Origin of the sequence: Streptomyces sp. NPDC085866 (assembly GCF_044541035.1) — a bacterium.
Classification (GTDB): Bacteria; Actinomycetota; Actinomycetes; order Streptomycetales; family Streptomycetaceae; genus Streptomyces.
Map to the genome: position 1 here is coordinate 291,098 of NZ_JBITSQ010000006.1, position 16,661 is coordinate 307,758.

The following is a 16,661-nucleotide window of genomic DNA, read 5'->3' on the forward strand; positions in this document are numbered from 1 at the left end:
ACGCATGGATATAAGGCGCGCAATCCTGCCGGGGGCGCGTAGGGGGGCAACAGGCACTTGCTGCCGCCGTCCTCCTCGGCCTCGGCTCATGGCACGAGGACAAGCTTCCCCTTCGCCGCCGAGCGCTCGAGCATCTCGTGCGCTCGGCGAGCCTCGGACAGCGGCAGACGTTCGGCCACGACCGGATGGATCTTGTGCTCACGGAGCAGTTCGAGCAACGCGCGGAAGTCCGCCCGGAACCGCTCCGGGTCACGGGGACCTCCACCCACGGCAAGCGCGGGGTGAGCGCCGGCCACGGGAAGCAGTTGGCGGTGACGACCGTGCAGTTTCTGGATCCGGTAGGCGAGCGCCTGCCGTCGGGGCGAGAGCAGGCTCCACAGCCAGACGGCCCCGGTGGCCGCATACCACTCCACCCACGCTCGCCAGTTCTTGTGCCCATGCTCGAGCGTGGCGTAGTGGCCGTACACGACAAGTCGTCCGCCGGGCCTCAGCGCACGGAAGGAGCGCAGCGACACCGCGCCGCCGAGCCCGTCGAGCACGACGTCGACGCCTTTCCCGGGGAACTCGCGCACCCGCTCCAGGAAGTCCTCGTCGCGGTAGTCGATCGCCACCGCGCCGAGCCGTTCGACCGCTGCGCGGTCGCGGGCGGATGCCGTTCCGCAGAGGTGGAGCCCGGCGGCCGCTCCGAGTTCGAGGACCGCGGTGCCCACCCTGCCGGCAGCACCGTGTACGAGCACCGTCTCGCCGCGCCGCACCCTCGCCACACGGTGCAGCAGCTGATAGGCGGTCATATAGGTGAAGACGAGGTTCAGCACCTCCGCCGGGTCGAGGTTTCCGGGCACCTCGACCGCCTCCGCCTCCGGCACGCACACGCGCTCCGCGTCCGCGCCCCACACCGTCAGCGCACCGATGCGGTCCCCCACCCGCAGCTGCGAACAGCCCGGGCCGAGCTCCTCGACGATGCCGACGAGCTCATAACCGGGCGTGAACGGCGGCTTCGGTACGCCGAGATACGTGCCGGCCCGCAACTGGGCATCGGTGAACGACACGCCTGCGGCCAGCACCCTGACACACACCTCACCAGGTCCCGGCCGGGGATCGTCGTCCTCCACGACCCGCAAAACCTCGGGGCCACCGAAATGATCGACGACGACGCGCTTCACCTTTTCAGCCTAGGTCGGCCGCACCGCCCCCGCATCCGATCGATCTTGTCAGGGCTTAGGGGCGGCCTTTGCCTGCCCGCTGACATGCGATCAAATGGCAGTCGTGAGCAGAGGCATACCTCGTGCGGGAGCACGCGGCCGACAGCTTCGCCGGATCGCGGACCGCCGGTTACGGGCAGGAAACCGGTACGCGCGTCGTCCCCTTCGGCCACCCATCGGGGCACGTCCCCCCGGACACCGTCGCAGGGCGCCGGAGCGGGCCGGTGGCCGCTGGGCGGCTCCCGGTCGCGCCGAGCAGACAGGGGGCTCGGGCCACTGGGCGAATCTGCTCGCGACGACGCTCCCGGGACTGGCGGCGGTCGCCGCCCTGGTCTTCACCTGGGTATCGGTCGCCCAGGTGTCCGACGAGCTGACGATCTCCGAGCAGGGGCAGATCGCCGACCGGTACGACGCCGCCGTGGAGAAACTCGTCGACGATTCCGTCGATGTCCGCAGGGGAGCCATCTACTCCATGCAGAGCATCATGACCGACTCCCCCCGGACACAGCCCGCAGTGATCGACATGTTGTCCAAGTACGTCCGTGACCGCGCCACCAAGAAGTCGGCGACGGTGGACAAGGCCCCCGACATCCAGGCGGCCCTCTACGCGCTCGGCAACCGCGACCCCTCCCACGACGGAAACGCCGTCATCGACCTCAGAGGGGTCCGCCTCGGAAAGGTCGAGCTGAAAGGCGCGAATCTGACCAACGCGAACCTCGGCGGGGCGGTTCTCTCCGGCGGCGGCTTCGAGCAGGCCGATCTCTCGGGCGTGAACCTGGAGTTGGCGGTGCTGAGCGGCGCGCATCTGGCCGGGGCCGATCTGACGGACGCGAACGCCGAGCGGGCCGACCTCCGGGAAGCGGACTTGACGGGTGCGAACCTCAAGCGGGCGAACATGGCGGGAACAAGGCTGGAGCGCGCAGATCTGACCGAGATCACCTGGGACGGCGCCGATCTGACCGGGGCACGCCGGCCGGAGGGCGATCTGCCCGAGGTCACGTCGAGCACGGCCCCGCGGACACCGTCCCCGACACCCGGCGGCGCGTGAGTTCAGCCGCTCCTCGCGGCCGTCGCCGGCGCTCCGCCCGCGCGTCTGCGGGATCGGCGGTGGCTCGTGCGAGGTTGTGTTCCAGGCGTTCCGGTGTGAGCAGGGCCGCGGTCTCCTCAGATCGTGCGGCCCCGGTACATCCGCCCTCCGACATCGGTGAACCGCAGGTCCAGGCCGACGCCGTCGCGCTCGGCGTGGAAGTGCAGGTGGGGCTCGCTGGAGTTGCCGCTGTTGCCGACCTCGCCGAGGAGGTCACCCGGTTCGACCGTGTCACCCGGGCGCACCGTCACCGAACCCTGGCGCAGGTGCGCCAGTTTGACGATCTCATGGCCCGTGTCGAGGAAGACGTGGTTGCCGTAGAGGGGTTGGTAGCGGATCTCGCCCGGGCGCTGGTCGGCGATCGTCGTGGCCGCGGAGATCACGCGGCCGCGGCAGGGCGAGCGGACGGGGCGGCCGTACGCGGCGTAGTCGGTCAGGTCGCGGCCGGGGCGCGTGCGGGTGCCGTGCGGGCCCAGGGAGACCAGGTCCAGGGCGGCGCGCTGCTCCGGGACTCGGGCATGGTGGTTGAGGGGGCGGCCGCCGCCCTGGATGACGTACCAGGTGCCCTCCAGGGGGAAGAGGAGGGGCTGGGAGACGGGGGTGCGCCAGTGGTGGAGGCGGGCTCGGGCCACCAGGAACACGACGCCTGCGAGGACGGCCAGGGACACGGCGAGGGCCATGGTGAGGTGACCGGCCGGGAGGGCGGGGAGGCGGTAGGCCGAGGCGAGGGCGGTGAGGGCGGCCGCCTCGACCGTACGGCGGTGCAGGCGCGGCTGCTGGGCGGGGGCGCCACAGCCCTCGACGAAGACGAAGAAGGCCGCGAGGGTGGCCAGGCCGGCGCACCAGGAGCTGCGGTCCGTGGCCGTCCAGAGCGTGAAGACGTTCCAGAGGGTGACCAGGAGGACCAGTGTCAGCCAGGTCGCGGGCAGCGGGAGGGGGCTGCGGCGGGCCGGGGGCTCGTAGCGGACGCCCTCCAGGAGCAGGCCGGTGATCTTCTCGCCGTCGGGGGTCTGGTGGGCCCAGGCGCGGACGCTGCCCTGCGGGCCGGTGACGATCAGGCCGTCGGGGCTGTCCGTGACGGTGACGGGGGTTCCGGTGCGGGCGAGTGTGGCCTCGACGATCTCCTCCATGCGGGAGGCGCCGACCGCTTCCGCGACGTCCGGCGCGAGCCGGACCCTCCCTGCCGGGTCCGCCATGAGGAAGCGGACCAGGATGTCGGCCTCCGGCGGCGCAGCGGGTGACGAGGGCGAGGCCTCGGACGTCGGATCGTGCATGTGGGCCCCCGGTCGCAGGTCTGGCAGCAGTGGGCCGCGCGGTACGTCTCGCGGCCGACTGGAAGACGATCATCGGCGGCGCGGGGTTCGTCGCCCGGCCCGGCGATCCCGCAACGGTTTCTTTACGGATCCCTGACACCCGGCGCGCATCCATCGACGCCCGCCGTGATGTCATCCCCGTTGTCCGGAACCGGACGGAAGTCGCGTCGGAGAATGGAGTGCCATGGAAGGCACCGTCGTCGCAGTGGTCGTCGTGGCCGCGTTCGTACTGCTCGTGCTGAAGAGCGGCATGCGGGTGGTCAACCAGGTGGAGCGCGGAGTGGTGTTCCGCTGGGGCAAGGCGCAGCCCGCCTTCCGGCAGCCGGGCATCACCTTCCTCATCCCGTTCGCCGACCGGATGCGCAAGGTGAACGTGCAGGTCGTGACCATGCCGGTGCCCACTCAGGAGGGCATCACCAAGGACAACGTGTCGGTGAAGGTCGACGCCGTCGTCTACTTCCGGGTGACCGACCCGGTGCGGGCGGCCATCGAGGTGCAGGACTACCACTTCGCCGTCGGGCAGGTCGCCCAGTCCTCCCTGCGCTCCATCATCGGCAAGAGCGACCTGGACGATCTGCTGAGCGACCGGGAGCGGCTGCACGAGGGGCTGGCCCTGATGATCGACAGCCCGGCCGCCGGGTGGGGCATCCACATCGACCGCGTCGAGATCAAGGACGTACAGCTGCCCGAGTCGCTGAAGCGGTCCATGTCGCGGCAGGCCGAGGCGGAGCGGGAACGGCGGGCCCGGGTCATCACCGCGGACGGCGAGTTCCAGGCGGCCCAGCAGCTCGCCAACGCGTCGAGGATCATGTCGGACACGCCCGAGGCCATGCAGCTCCGGCTGCTCCAGACGGTCGTCGAGGTCGCCGCCGAGAAGAACTCCACGCTCGTGATGCCGTTCCCCGTGGAGCTGCTGCGGTACTTCGACCGGGCCGCACAGCACATCGGTGCCGACTTGAACGCGAAGAGTGTCCCGGCGCAGCAGGCGCAGCAGGCGCAGCAGGCGCAGGAGGCGCAGGAGGCGCAGGAGGCGCAGGAGGCGCAGCAGGCGCAGGAGAGCGTTCCGGCACAGCAGCCGCAGCAGAGCGCCGACCAGCCGTAGCACGGGTGTCCTCGCCTCCCCCTCGGCACCGGGCAAGGGGGAGGCGACCCGTCGGAGTTAGCATCCGCTCATGACGACCAACGACCACAACGGCTCCGTACTGGACACCGAGATCGGGGCCCTCAAGGGCGGCTCCGCGAATCTGCCGCAGTACGCCGGCAAGAGCGTCCTCATCGTGAACGTGGCCTCCAAGTGCGGCCTGACCCCGCAGTACACGGGCCTCGAGCGGCTGCAGGAGCGGTACGCCGAGCAGGGCTTCACCGTGCTCGGGGTGCCCTGCAACCAGTTCCTCGGGCAGGAGCCCGGCACCGCCGAGGAGATCGCCGAGTTCTGCTCCGCGACGTACGGCGTGACCTTCCCGCTGACCGAGAAGGTCGAGGTGAACGGGGAGGGCCGGCACACGCTGTACGAGCGTCTGGTGGCCTTCGCCGACTCCGAGGGGCACACCGGGGACATCCGCTGGAACTTCGAGAAGTTCCTCATCGGCCGCGACGGGCAGGTCGTCGCGCGCTTCTCGCCGCAGACCGAGCCGGAGGCCGCGGAGGTCGTGGCGGCCATCGAGGGCCAGCTGGGCTAGCTGGTTGACCTTGCCCCAGGGGCAGGGCTGAGCGTCCTTGTCACCGGGCGGGAAGAACCGCCCGGTGACGGAGGATGACATCGTGAACGAGGAGCTGCTGACCATCGGCGCGTTCGCCGCGCGGGCCCGGCTTTCGGCCAAGGCGCTGCGGCTGTACGACCGCCTCGGGCTGCTCGCGCCGGCGCATGTCGACGAGGTCAGCGGTTACCGCTACTACCGCGCCGACCAGGTGGAACGCGCCCGTCTGGTGGCCCTGCTGCGGCAGCTGGACATGCCGCTCGCCCGGATCGCCGAGGTGGTCGGGACGCAGGGCACCGCGGCCGCGGACCTGCTCGCCGCCTACTGGGCGGACGTGGAGACCCGGGTGGCCGGGCAGCGCACCCTCGCCGAGTACCTCCGTGGACGACTGTCGGGGAGGAGCTCCGAGATGTACGAGAAGTTCGTGGTCGAGACGGTGGACGTGCCCGCGCAGGTGGTGATCACCGAGACGCGGCACACGCTCGCGGACGAGCTGCCGGCCTGGATCGGCGCATCGCTGGACCGGCTGCTGCAGGCCGCGCGGGAGTGCGGGGGCGTGGCGGGTGAGCCGTTCGTCGTCTACCACTCCGAGGTGTCGATGGAGAGCGACGGGCCCGCCGAGTCGTGTGTGCCGGTGGCGGACGAGGCGGCGGCCCGGGCTTGGGTGGAGGCGCACGGCCGGGCCGGGGCGACCCGGGTACGGGTGGAGCCGGCGGCCCGGCTGGCCTACACCCGGATCGCCAAGGCCCAGGTGGCCCATCCGCAGATCCTCGCCGCCTTCGGGGCGGTGGAGCAGTGGCTGGCCGGGGAGGGCCTGGAGATGGCCGGCCCCTGCCGCGAGGTGTACTTCGCGGACTGGGACACGGCCGGGCCCGGGGATCCGGTGTGCGATGTGGCGTTTCCGGTGAAGTAGCCCTGGGCCGGGCCTGGCCGAGCCCCCTCGGCAAGGACGGCGACTCGTCGAGAGGGCTCTGCGGGGTGAAGCGTGTGCAGTTGTCGTCGGACGTGTCTGCGAGGGAACGTCAGAGAGGGCTCCCTACGCCTTGACCGAGGCCACGAAGGCGTTCCACGCGTCGGCGGGGAAGGCCAGGATCGGGCCCTCGGTGACCTTGGAGTCGCGTACGGCGAGCTCCACGGTGGTGGGCGACTTGACCTCGACGCAGGCGCCGTTGCCCGCGGAATAGGAGGACTTCATCCACGTCTCCGAAGCGCCCTGAATCAGTGCCATGTCCACTCCTGTTGCGAGTTGCTGGTGGTGCGGTTCACGCCAACCTTGTCGTCTGATTGGCGTGATCGACGCTACCGGGCAACCGGCTCTGCCGGAGTAGTCGTTCACTCAAGCGGATGGCATATTCCAAGTGTGCCTTCCTCTGAATCGTAACGACGGTGTACGATCCGGCACTTCCTGTGGAGCAGGGCTCAATCTGCGTAGGTTTTCGCCACGTCGGAGATGTATTGCCGGGATTGCTCCACATTGAGGGACTGTGCCCGCAGATGCTCGTACATCACGGCGTACTTCTGCACGTCCTGCGCCTTCTCCAGGTACAGGTCGCTGGTCACGCCCTCCAGGTAGACCACGCTGGAGTCGGCCGCGTCCGTGAACTCCAGGATCGCGTACTGCCCGTTGAGCCCCGGGTGCGCGCCCACCTCGAAGGGCAGCACCTGCACGGTGACGTGCGGCAGTTGGGACATCTCGATCAGATGCTCCAGCTGCTCACGCATCACCAGCTTGCTGCCCACGACACGGCGCAGCGCCGCCTCGTCCAGCACCACCCACAGCCGCAGGGCGGCGCCCTCGGCGGTGATACGTTCCTGTCGGCGCATGCGCACCTGCACGCGCTTCTCGATCTCCGCCGTCGACGTCTCCGGCAACGCGCCCTGCACCAGGGCCTCCGCGTAGGCGCGGGTCTGCAACAGGCCGGTCACCAGCTGGGGTTCGTACACCCGCAGCGACTCGGCGTCGGTCTCCAGGCCGATGTACACGCTGTACGGGATATCCCCGAACGTGTGCCACCAGCCCTGCTGCCGCGAGTCCCTGGCCATCTCCATCAGGGAGTCGACGATCCGCTGGTCCTCGACCTCGTACACACCGCACAGATCGCGCACGTCACGCTGACTGATGCTTCTGCGGCCGTTCTCCAGCCGACTGATCTTCGACTGCGACACGAGCAGCCGCTCCGCCACTTCTTCGGCCGTCATGCCCTTGAGCTCACGGAGCCTGCGCAGCTCCTGGCCCAGCCGGCGCCGTCTGACGGTGGGATTGACACTGGACGCCACGGGACGTGCACCTCCGGCTGGCTGCCTGTACTTAACACTTTCCGTATCTGCTGTTGAGCAGACTGCCACCAAGGTACTTTCTACCGCTGGGAAACCGTGGATATGCGGCGCCTACGCGTCAGTTCGGGCACGGATTTACGAGTCCGGACGCGGCAGAGCGGGGCGGTGAGACCACGAGGATCTCACCGCCCCGCTCCAACCAGCGGCTCCCGTACCGGGTCTTGGAAACTGACGGTGCGGCTCAGTGGGCCACGGCGCGTGCCATGGACCCGCGGCTCGGCTGCATCGGAACCCCGCGTGCGGGTTCCGCCGAAGTCCTGGCTCCGTGCCCCGCCTGCCGGCCGGCTGTGGCCGGCCCGCGCCGCGGCTGGGCCGCAGCGCCGTTCTGTACGTCCATCACGGCATGCGCGACCAGCCCGCCCATGGGGTCGTGCCGGATCAGGTCCCGCAACCGGGAACGTGAGGAGCGGCCCTCATTCCCCGGGTACAGGTGCTTGCCGAGTCCGACGGCGTGGGCCAGGGCGGCGAGCGCCGCGGTCCGCGGGTCCGGCGGTACGCCGGTGCGGATCGCGGAATCCAGCCGGGCACGGATCTCCCGGCTGATATCGGTGTCCGTCGCCTGGTAGCGAGTCGTCGGCAGCACTCCGCACATCTGCCCCGGTACGGCGGCAACCATGCCGCACCGTTCGAGATGCGAGAGGTAGATCTGACGCAGCCCCAGTCGGGGCCCGCCGATCCAATGGACGGCACGTACGGGAGCGCCACGCCTTCGCAGCAACTCCAACGCACAGTCCAAAGTCGGATCTCCAGTCGGCCGTGGTACCACCACGGCGATACGATCCCCGTCTGGGGCTATCCGTCCGGCCAGCGCCAGCTCCACTAGCTGTGCTCCGGCCAGACCGAGGTCGAGCGACTGCGGCTGTGCAGTGGTACCCGTGGCCGGGTCCAGTGCCAGCAGCAGAAGCTCCTCCGGAAGTGTTCTGCGGCTCCTGCCCATCCATGCCTCCCCGCGTGGATGAAAGACAGGGTGACCCCTCTCACATTGGTCTGTCGAGGGTGCGTGACCGGTTCGTGAGGGAACCGGTAGGTATGTCGTTCTCGTCTACCACAGGGGCCAAGCCCTCACACAGGACACTGGTACATGGTTCGGACAGGGCGCGCGAGTGGGCGTGCGGCGCACTAGGAGGCATCGGTGGCGGGCGAGTCCCCCGACAGGTCGAAGCAGCACGAGTCGTCGGCGGAACCGACGTCGGGAAGCGGGGGTACGGTTCCCGAGGCCCGCGATCCGCGTCTCGCGGTCTCCCGCGAAAAGGATTCCTCCGGTGCCACGGCGGACACCGCGACGAAGGTCCTCTCGATACGCGACGTGAAGGTCGCCGCCGACTCCGAGGACGACGACTCCGACCTCCGCGAAGCCGTCTCGGCGTGGGTCCGCTCGGCCGGGGAGCCGAAGAACCCCGAAGAGCCCGAGCAGGAGACCGAGTCCGCCGAGGCAGAGACGGAAACCGAGTCCAAGTCGGAGCCGGACGCGAAGGCTGACACGAAATCGGAGCCGGCCGAGGACGCGAAGACCGAGCCCCAGGACGAGGCCGAGACCACGAAGGCCTCGCCCGAGGACGAGCCGAAGGCCGACACCGACACCGACACCGACACCGAGGACGAGCCGAAGGCCGCTGCCAAGCCCGAGGAGCCGAAGCCTGCGGCGGAGGCCGAGGACGAGGACGAGCCGAAGGCCGCTGCCAAGCCCGAGGAGCCGAAGCCTGCGGCGGAGGCCGAGGACGAGTCCAAGGCCGACACCGAGCCCGAGGACGAGGCGAAGGCCGACGCCGTGGGCGAGGCAGAGGCCGCCGACGAGGAGCCGCAGGCCGAGGACGACGACCCGCAGGCCGCCGACGGCGACGACGCCCCACAGGGGCCACCCGCAGCCGACAACGAGACCCGCACGGGTGGTGCGGGTGGGAACACGGACGCCGAAGGCGAAGCCGAGGCGAAGCCCGCCGACGCCAAGCCCGCCGACGCCAAGCCCGCCGAGGCGAAGGGTGTTGACCAGCCGACCACCCTCATAAAGGCCGTCAAGCCCAAGAAGCCCCAGGTCGACCAGCCCACCACCACTCTCAAGCTGGGCGGCAGCAAGTTCGTCCCGCTGAAGAACGACACCTCCGCCCCCACCACCGCCCTCCCCCAGGTCGGCCCCGAACGCACCACCCAGCAGCCCCTCCCGCCCAAGCCCCCGCTGGACCTGCTGGCCGAACTGACGAACACGCCTCCGCCCGCGGAGACCCCGGTCCGCACGCTGGTCCGCCGGGTCAAGATCTGGACCCCCCTGGCACTCCTCCTGGCGATCATCTTTGCGGTCGTACAGGCCTTCCGCCCGCTCCCCCAGCCCACCCTCGCCCTCACCGCGAAGGGCACCTACACCTTCGACGGCGGCAAGGCCGACATCCCGTGGCCGTCCACCGGCCAGGCCGCCCTCGACGTCCAGGGCATCGGCACGTTCGGCTCCTCCGGCACCCAGAAGCCCGTACCGATCGCGAGCGTCGCGAAGGTCATGACGGCGTACCTGATCCTGCGCGAGCACCCGCTCAAGAGCGGCGAGGACGGCCCGAAGATCAAGATCGACAAGCCCGCCGAGGAGCAGTCGGACGCCGGCCAGGAGTCCACCGTCCCGGTCACCGCCGGTGACAGCATCTCCGAGCGCGAGGCCCTGGAGGCGATCCTCCTGCCCTCCGCCAACAACGTGGCCCGGCTGCTCGCCCGCTGGGACTCGGGATCGGAGAAGGCGTTCGTGACGAAGATGAACGCCGCAGCCAAGAAGCTCGGCATGACCAACACCACGTACACCGACCCCTCGGGCCTGACGGACTCGACGGTCAGCACGGCCGTGGACCAGGTCAAGCTGGCCAAGAAGGCGATGGAGCAGCCCGCGTTCCGCGAGGTCGCCGCGATGATGTCCTACGTCGACTACAAGGGCGTCAAGCACAACAACTACAACCGGCTGGTCGGCTACAACAACGTCGTCGGCATCAAGACCGGCACCACCACCTCCGCCCTCGGCAACCTCGTCTTCGCGGCGAAGCAGCAGGTCGGCGGCGAGACCCGCACCATCATCGGCGCCGCGATGCGCCAGCCCGCCGGCGGCTCCGACAACACCATCATCAGCGGCGTCCTGGACGCGGGCGACAAGCTGATCCGGGCCGCGCAGGGCGCGCTGAAGTCGGCGACGATCCTGAAGAAGGGCGATGTCGTCGGGTACGTCGACGACGGCCTCGGCGGCCGTACGCCGATCGTGGCGACGAAGGACGTCACGGCGGCCGGCTGGGCAGGTCTGAAGGTGAAGCTGTCCTTCACCTCGGACACCGTTCCGCACACCGCGAAGGCCGGCACCAAGGTCGGATCGCTCACCGTGGGTGACGGTTCGGCCGGTGCGGTGACGGTCCCGGTGGCACTGCAGAAGGATCTGACCGAACCCGGCTTCACGGACAAGCTGACCCGCCTCGGCTGAGCCGTAGCCCCGCTGCATCACTCCCCCCACCCCGCCGACGGAGCCCCGCGGCGGGGTGCGTGCTAGCGTCACGAAACGGGGCAGCTCGCCGGTCCATGGGACGGGGCCGCGAACTGGACGGGAAGCGGCCGGTAACACCGAGGGACACGGCCGAGAACAGAAGACGGGACACGGGGAGTGCCTTCAGGTGGCCACAACCGAGCCGACACGCGCGGACAACGCCGATCCGGACCCGGGATCCGGCCCTCGAATACGCCTGTCCACGGCTGACACGGACGGTCATCGCGAGGACCGCACCGACAGCCACAGGGACAGCCGCGCAGACGAGCGGGCAGACGGCCGGACGGACGACCAACCGCACGACCGTACGACCGCACGTCAGGGCCGGCTCGCCCGTCTCCTCGCCGCCGCCGAGCCCCTGCGGCAGCGGCTCCTGCTGCATCCCGTGCTGTCGGTCACGGCTCTGGCCGGCCTCCTGCACATCCTCTGGTTCTTCACGTTCGCGAACAGCGGTGGCGACCTCGCGGCCCAGGACGCCTGGGCGGAGTTCGTCGGCCGGCACCCGGACTCGGCGTACAACCTCGCCTGGTACGGGGGCATGCACCCGGTGTCGTACAGCGTGGTGTCGCCGTATCTGATGTCGGTCCTCGGCGTCCGTACGACGATGATGATCGCCGGGACGGTCTCGGCGGGCCTGCTGACGCTCGTGCTGATCCGCAGCCGGGCGGTGAAGAACCCGCTGTGGGCCGCGATGGCCGGGGTCTTCGCGCTGATCTGCAACGCGGTGTCCGGGCGGGTGACCTTCGGGCTCGGCACGATGTTCGCGCTCGGCGCGGTCGCTGCCGTCTTCTGCTGGCCCTACCGATGGCGGTACAAACGCTGGGCGAAGGCCCTGGTCGCCGCCCCGCTGGCGGCGCTCGCCACGATGGCCTCGCCCGTCGCGGGGCTGTTCGTGGGCCTGGTCGCGGTCGCACTGTTCTTGCAGAAGCGGCGGCCCGGCGCGTGGGCGCTGGGGCTCGCACCCACGGCGGTGGTCGCCGTCTCGGCGTGGCTGTTCCCGTTCTCCGGCACCCAGCCGATGATCTTCGGCTCGGTCGTCATGCCCCTGGCGTACGGCCTGCTGTGCCTGTTTCTCGTCCCCAAGGAATGGATCACGGTACGGCTGACGGCCGCCGTCTACAGCCTCGGCGTCGTCCTGGTCTGGCTGATCAACTCGCAGATCGGCTCGAACATATCGCGGCTGCCGATGCTGTTCGCGGGCGCGGCGCTGATCGCCGCCCTGCCGTACACGGTGCCGCGCTCGCGCAAGTGGTACGTGACCGTGGTGGCGTTCCTGGGCACCGTCGGCTGGATCGGGTACAAGTCGGTCGACGACATCGTCCACACGACCCCTGCCGCGTCCTGGGCCCGTGAGCTGGCGCCGCTGGTCAACCAGCTCCAGAACGTCGGCGCGGAGAAGGGCAGGGTCGAGGTGGTCCCGGCGCGCTCGCACCGTGAGGCCTCCGCGCTCGCGCCCTACGTCAACCTGGCCCGCGGCTGGAACCGGCAGGCCGACATGGAGCGCAACCCGCTCTTCTACGACGACACGCTCAACTCGGCGAACTACCACGAGTGGCTCCAGCGGTGGGCCGTGCACTTCGTCGTGTTGCCCAAGGACAACCCGGACGGGGACGGCGGCGAGCGTGAGCGGCAGCTGCTGCAGCGCGGGATGCCGTACCTGAAGCAGATCTGGGGCGACGCCAACTGGCAGCTGTTCCGGGTGACCGATCCGACGCCGCTCGCCGAGCCGAACGCGGTGGTGGACCGGGCCGAGCAGGGTGAGATGACGCTGGAGGTGCGCAAGCCGGGGCGGATCCTGATCAAGATCCCGTACTCGCCCTGGCTGAGCGTCGTCGACGGGCAGGGCAAGAGTCTGAAGCCGCCGCAGAAGGCCTCCGACGGCTCGACGTACGACAACGTCAACGGGTGCCTGATGGAGTCGCCGGAGGACTCCAAGGGGGACAAGTGGACGACGTTGCTCGCGCCGAAGGCCGGGACGTATCACTTGGCTGCGCCGTACCAGCTGCCGCGTGGTACTCCCTGCCCCGACGAGCTGAAGTAAGTTCTCCCACCCGCCCGGCCCGGTCAGCTGCGAAGCTCTGTCACGTACTTGTCCGTGCCCGGGATCGTGGGGATGAACGGGGCCACCAGTTCGACCCGGCCCAGCCCTGACTCCGCCACCTGCTCGTCCAGCCCCGTGAAGTGCTCCTCCCAGCACTCCCGCGGATCCTTCTCCAGGAACCAGAGGAGGGTCAGGCGGGTGTCGACGCCCTCGACCTGTTTCACGTAGGTCATGCGGTCGCCGGGCAGGGGCGTGGGCCGGAAGACGGTGACCATGGCCGCCGGGGAGCCCGCCAGGTGCTTCGGCAGACGGCGAGCGGTCAGCCACTCGACTAGCCGTGCCCGCTGCTCCGCCGACTCCGCGTCGATCACCTCGACCACCAGCCCCGCGTACGGATGGTCGAGGGCGTGGAAGTCCCTGGGGCCCGCCGCGCCGTCCCGGTAGACCGTGGTCTCGTGGGCCTGGAAGGCCGTGAAGACGTGGGTGCGGTCGTGGTGGACGCGGGCGTCGCGGTTGAGGCGCTTGTTGATGGCGACGGTCCACTTCATGTGGTCGTCGTAGCGGCCGTCGGTGATCCAGTACGTGGAGATGTAGCAGCCGGCGGTGACGGGCTGGGCGACGGCCGACTTCTCCGGGTAGCGCAGGAGCTGCAGATCGCGGGTGGCGACCCAGCGCCGGCCGGCGTACATCCAGGGCATGGCCATGGCGCCGGCGTAGTAGTGGTCGTCCTCGTACCAGCGGTTGTAGGCGTACTCGTGGCCGGGGTGCGGCTCGACCATGGTGATCAGGGCGTGGCCGGGGTGGACGCCGTAGGGGCCCACGGCGGCCAGTTCGGCGTACGTCTCGCTACGGGTGTCGGTCTCCTCGGACATGAACGCTCCTCCCCTTCCGTCCTCCTCCACTCGCCCATACTCTGACGCTCCGTCAGATGATGCGCCAGAGCCAGGACAGCTGGAGGTCCGCCATGTCACTGCTCGCAGGCAAGACCGTCGTCGTCTCCGGGGTCGGGGCCGGGCTCGGCCATCAGGTCGCCGCGGCCGTCGTACGGGACGGCGGGAACGCGGTGCTGGGGGCGCGCACCGAGCCGAACCTCGCCAAGAGTGCGGCCGAGATCGATCCGGCCGGCGGGCACACGGCGTACCGGGCGACCGACATCACCGACGAGGGGCAGTGCGAGGCGCTGGCCGCACTGGCGCGGGAACGCTTCGGGGCCGTCCACGCGGTGGTGCACGTAGCTGCGTGGGACTCCTACTTCGGCGGGGTCGAGGACGCGGACTTCGCGACCTGGCAGTCGGTCATCGACGTGAACCTGCTGGGGACGCTGCGGATGACACGGGCGTGCCTGCCGGCCCTGAAGGCGGCGGGCGGCGGATCCGTCGTCTTCATCGGGACGCAGTCGGCGGTCGCCGCGCCCTCACAGGTGAAGCAGGCCGCGTACGCCGCCTCGAAGGGGGCGCTGACCAGCGCGATGTACTCACTGGCGCGGGAGCTGGGGCCGCACCGGATCCGGGTCAACACGGTGCTGCCGGGCTGGATGTGGGGGCCGCCGGTGCAGGCGTACGTCCAGTTCACCGCGCACACGGAAGGGGTGCCGGAGGCGGAGGTGCTCGGGCGGCTGGCGGAGCGGATGGCACTGCCGGAGCTGGCGACGGACGGGGACGTGGCCGACGCGGCGGTGTTCCTGGCCTCGGACCGGGCAAGGTCCATCACGGGGCAGTCGTTGCTGGTCAACGCGGGGGAGCTGATGCGCTGAGACGGAGCGGACCCGATTTCGATGTTCAGGTAGGTGAACGAAGGTCACCACAACGAACATTTTTACTCGCTCTTGACCTTCCGCTTCCTTGCCGTGCGTACGTCACCGAAACCAGAGTTCACATGCCTGACCCTGGCTGCGAACCCTGGAAGGGGACACATGAACGGTCTCGACTGGGCCGTGCTGATCGGCTACTTCGGAGTGATGGTCGCGATCGGCGTCTGGTCGCACAAGCGCGTGGACAACGTCAGCGACTTCTTCACGGCCGGCGGCAAGATGCCCTGGTGGCTGTCCGGCATCTCGCACCACATGTCGGGCTACAGCGCGGTGATGTTCACGGGGTACGCGGGGATCGCCTACACCTACGGCGTCACCTCCTTCATCACCTGGTCCTTCCCGATCGCGCTCGGCATCGCCATCGGCTCCAGGCTGTTCGCGCCGCGCATCAACCGGCTGCGGTCCCGGCTGCACGTGGCCTCCCCGCTGGAGTACCTGAAGAACCGTTACAACCTGCCCACGCAACAGGCGCTCGCCTGGTCGGGCATGCTGCTGAAGATCGTGGACGTGGGCGCCAAGTGGGCCGCGATCGCGACCCTGTTGTCCGTGTTCACGGGGGTTTCGCTGAACCAGGGCATCCTCATCACCGGCGCGATCACCGCCGTCTACTGCACGATCGGCGGCCTGTGGGCGGACGCGCTGACCGAACTCGGCCAGTTCGTCATCCAGTTGCTGGCGGGTATATCGATGTTCGTCGCGGTCGTGCTGAAGCTGAACGACAAGAACATCGGCTTCTTCGGCGCCTGGGACGAGCCCGCGTTGCACGGTCACGGCAAGCCGCTGGTCGGCCCGTACGGCACGGTCTTCCTGCTCGCGTTCCTGTTCATCAAGCTCTTCGAGTACAACGGCGGCATGCTGAACCAGGCCCAGCGCTACATGGCGACGGGCAGCGCGCACGAGGCCGAGCGCTCGGCACGCCTGTCCTCGATCCTGTGGCTGGTCTGGCCGGTCGTCCTCTTCTTCCCCATGTGGATGTCCCCGCTGCTCGTCCACGCGCAGAAGCCGGACGGCTCGGACTCCTACGCCCTGATGACCGAACAGCTCCTGCCGCACGGCCTGTTGGGCCTCGTCATCGTCGGCTTCTTCTCGCACACGATGGCCATGTGCTCGTCGGACGCGAACGCGATCGCCGCGGTGTTCACGCGGGACGTGGCGCCGGTGGTGTCGGCGAAGGCACGGTCGTGGACCGAGCGTTCGGGCCTGATCGCGGCCCGGGTGACGACCGTCGTCTTCCTCGGCCTGTCCATGGCGGTCGCGACGCAGGTCAACTCCCCCGCCTTCAAGGACATCATCACGGTCGTCATCAAGTGGGTCGCCGGTCTCATGGGCCCGATCGCGATCCCGATGATGCTGGGTCTGCTCCGCACGTTCCGCCGCTCCGGCCCGACGGCGGCACTCACCAGCTGGGCGGCGGGCCTGCTGGCCTTCTGGCTGGTCAACTACCCCATCAACTGGAACGTCGACGGCGGAGTGCCCCTCCAGTACCAGGTCTCGATCCCGCTGGCGGTCTCCCTGGTCCTGTACATCCTCATCGGCTACCTGAAGCCGGAGGACACCCCCGAGCGCATGGCGATCATCGAGAAGGTCAACACGGACGGGGACGGCGTGGCGGCGGTCCCGGTGCCGGCGGGCGCGGGGGACGACGTGGTGGGAGCGCCGTAGGGGCTGCCGG

The 16,661-nt window shown here is 69.7% G+C and carries 14 protein-coding genes; 8 read left to right on the forward strand and 6 right to left on the reverse strand.

Annotation, left to right across the window (positions count from 1 at the left end; genetic code table 11):
• Window positions 1-86: 86 nt before the first annotated feature.
• Complete coding sequence (locus ACIF83_RS17010) at window positions 87-1,163, reverse strand: medium chain dehydrogenase/reductase family protein (RefSeq protein ID WP_393471964.1); 1,077 nt, start codon at window positions 1,161-1,163, stop codon at window positions 87-89.
• Window positions 1,164-1,560: 397 nt separating this feature from the next.
• Here ACIF83_RS17010 and ACIF83_RS17015 point away from each other — a divergent pair, with 397 nt between their 5' ends.
• Complete coding sequence (locus ACIF83_RS17015) at window positions 1,561-2,250, forward strand: pentapeptide repeat-containing protein (RefSeq protein WP_393471967.1); 690 nt, start codon at window positions 1,561-1,563, stop codon at window positions 2,248-2,250.
• A 116-nt stretch (window positions 2,251-2,366) separates the two neighbouring features.
• Here ACIF83_RS17015 and ACIF83_RS17020 read toward each other — a convergent pair whose 3' ends face one another.
• Entirely contained in the window at window positions 2,367-3,563 is a 1,197-nt protein-coding gene (locus ACIF83_RS17020; protein WP_399727552.1) for a M23 family metallopeptidase, read from the reverse strand.
• 223 nt (window positions 3,564-3,786) lie between these two features.
• Between ACIF83_RS17020 and ACIF83_RS17025 the strand changes: the two genes are divergently transcribed.
• From ACIF83_RS17025 to ACIF83_RS17035, 3 genes are all read left to right on the forward strand, one after another.
• Window positions 3,787-4,704 carry a slipin family protein gene (locus ACIF83_RS17025; protein ID WP_399727555.1) on the forward strand — a complete coding sequence of 306 codons (918 nt, stop codon included), beginning with the start codon at window positions 3,787-3,789 and terminating at the stop codon, window positions 4,702-4,704.
• 70 nt (window positions 4,705-4,774) lie between these two features.
• A complete protein-coding gene (locus tag ACIF83_RS17030) occupies window positions 4,775-5,281 on the forward strand; it encodes a glutathione peroxidase (RefSeq protein ID WP_399727558.1) in 507 nt (168 codons plus the stop codon).
• 64 nt (window positions 5,282-5,345) lie between these two features.
• On the forward strand, window positions 5,346-6,212 hold the full coding sequence (locus ACIF83_RS17035) for a MerR family transcriptional regulator (protein WP_393471978.1): 867 nt from the start codon (window positions 5,346-5,348) through the stop codon (window positions 6,210-6,212).
• A 123-nt stretch (window positions 6,213-6,335) separates the two neighbouring features.
• Here ACIF83_RS17035 and ACIF83_RS17040 read toward each other — a convergent pair whose 3' ends face one another.
• The 3 genes from ACIF83_RS17040 to ACIF83_RS17050 all read right to left on the reverse strand — a co-directional run bounded on the left by ACIF83_RS17040 (window position 6,336) and on the right by ACIF83_RS17050 (window position 8,573).
• A complete protein-coding gene (locus ACIF83_RS17040) occupies window positions 6,336-6,527 on the reverse strand; it encodes a DUF397 domain-containing protein (protein ID WP_393471980.1) in 192 nt (63 codons plus the stop codon).
• A gap of 191 nt (window positions 6,528-6,718) precedes the next feature.
• Entirely contained in the window at window positions 6,719-7,576 is an 858-nt protein-coding gene (locus ACIF83_RS17045; protein WP_145876332.1) for a helix-turn-helix transcriptional regulator, read from the reverse strand.
• A 241-nt stretch (window positions 7,577-7,817) separates the two neighbouring features.
• Entirely contained in the window at window positions 7,818-8,573 is a 756-nt protein-coding gene (locus ACIF83_RS17050; protein WP_393471982.1) for a GPP34 family phosphoprotein, read from the reverse strand.
• A gap of 195 nt (window positions 8,574-8,768) precedes the next feature.
• Between ACIF83_RS17050 and ACIF83_RS17055 the strand changes: the two genes are divergently transcribed.
• Both ACIF83_RS17055 and ACIF83_RS17060 read left to right on the forward strand, forming a co-directional pair.
• Entirely contained in the window at window positions 8,769-11,078 is a 2,310-nt protein-coding gene (locus ACIF83_RS17055; RefSeq protein WP_399727563.1) for a D-alanyl-D-alanine carboxypeptidase, read from the forward strand.
• A 187-nt stretch (window positions 11,079-11,265) separates the two neighbouring features.
• Entirely contained in the window at window positions 11,266-13,179 is a 1,914-nt protein-coding gene (locus ACIF83_RS17060; protein WP_393471987.1) for an MFS transporter, read from the forward strand.
• Window positions 13,180-13,202: 23 nt separating this feature from the next.
• Here the strand turns inward: ACIF83_RS17060 and ACIF83_RS17065 are convergent, their stop codons facing one another.
• Window positions 13,203-14,051, reverse strand: coding sequence for a hypothetical protein (locus tag ACIF83_RS17065; RefSeq protein WP_393471989.1), 849 nt, complete (start codon window positions 14,049-14,051; stop codon window positions 13,203-13,205).
• Between the two features lie 92 nt (window positions 14,052-14,143).
• Here ACIF83_RS17065 and ACIF83_RS17070 point away from each other — a divergent pair, with 92 nt between their 5' ends.
• Both ACIF83_RS17070 and ACIF83_RS17075 read left to right on the forward strand, forming a co-directional pair.
• Window positions 14,144-14,932, forward strand: a complete 789-nt coding sequence (locus ACIF83_RS17070) for an SDR family oxidoreductase (protein ID WP_393471991.1) — start codon at window positions 14,144-14,146, stop codon at window positions 14,930-14,932.
• A 159-nt stretch (window positions 14,933-15,091) separates the two neighbouring features.
• Window positions 15,092-16,651, forward strand: coding sequence for a sodium:solute symporter family protein (locus tag ACIF83_RS17075; RefSeq protein WP_393471993.1), 1,560 nt, complete (start codon window positions 15,092-15,094; stop codon window positions 16,649-16,651).
• Window positions 16,652-16,661 lie beyond the last annotated feature (10 nt).

Coding starts and splice junctions, on each gene's coding strand:
- ACIF83_RS17030 (WP_399727558.1), top strand. CDS start 4,775: ATGACGACCAACGACCACAACGGCTCCGTACTGGACACCGAGATCGGG.
- ACIF83_RS17025 (WP_399727555.1), top strand. CDS start 3,787: ATGGAAGGCACCGTCGTCGCAGTGGTCGTCGTGGCCGCGTTCGTACTG.
- ACIF83_RS17020 (WP_399727552.1), bottom strand. CDS start 3,563: ATGCACGATCCGACGTCCGAGGCCTCGCCCTCGTCACCCGCTGCGCCG.
- ACIF83_RS17065 (WP_393471989.1), bottom strand. CDS start 14,051: ATGTCCGAGGAGACCGACACCCGTAGCGAGACGTACGCCGAACTGGCC.
- ACIF83_RS17040 (WP_393471980.1), bottom strand. CDS start 6,527: ATGGCACTGATTCAGGGCGCTTCGGAGACGTGGATGAAGTCCTCCTAT.
- ACIF83_RS17070 (WP_393471991.1), top strand. CDS start 14,144: ATGTCACTGCTCGCAGGCAAGACCGTCGTCGTCTCCGGGGTCGGGGCC.
- ACIF83_RS17075 (WP_393471993.1), top strand. CDS start 15,092: ATGAACGGTCTCGACTGGGCCGTGCTGATCGGCTACTTCGGAGTGATG.
- ACIF83_RS17050 (WP_393471982.1), bottom strand. CDS start 8,573: ATGGGCAGGAGCCGCAGAACACTTCCGGAGGAGCTTCTGCTGCTGGCA.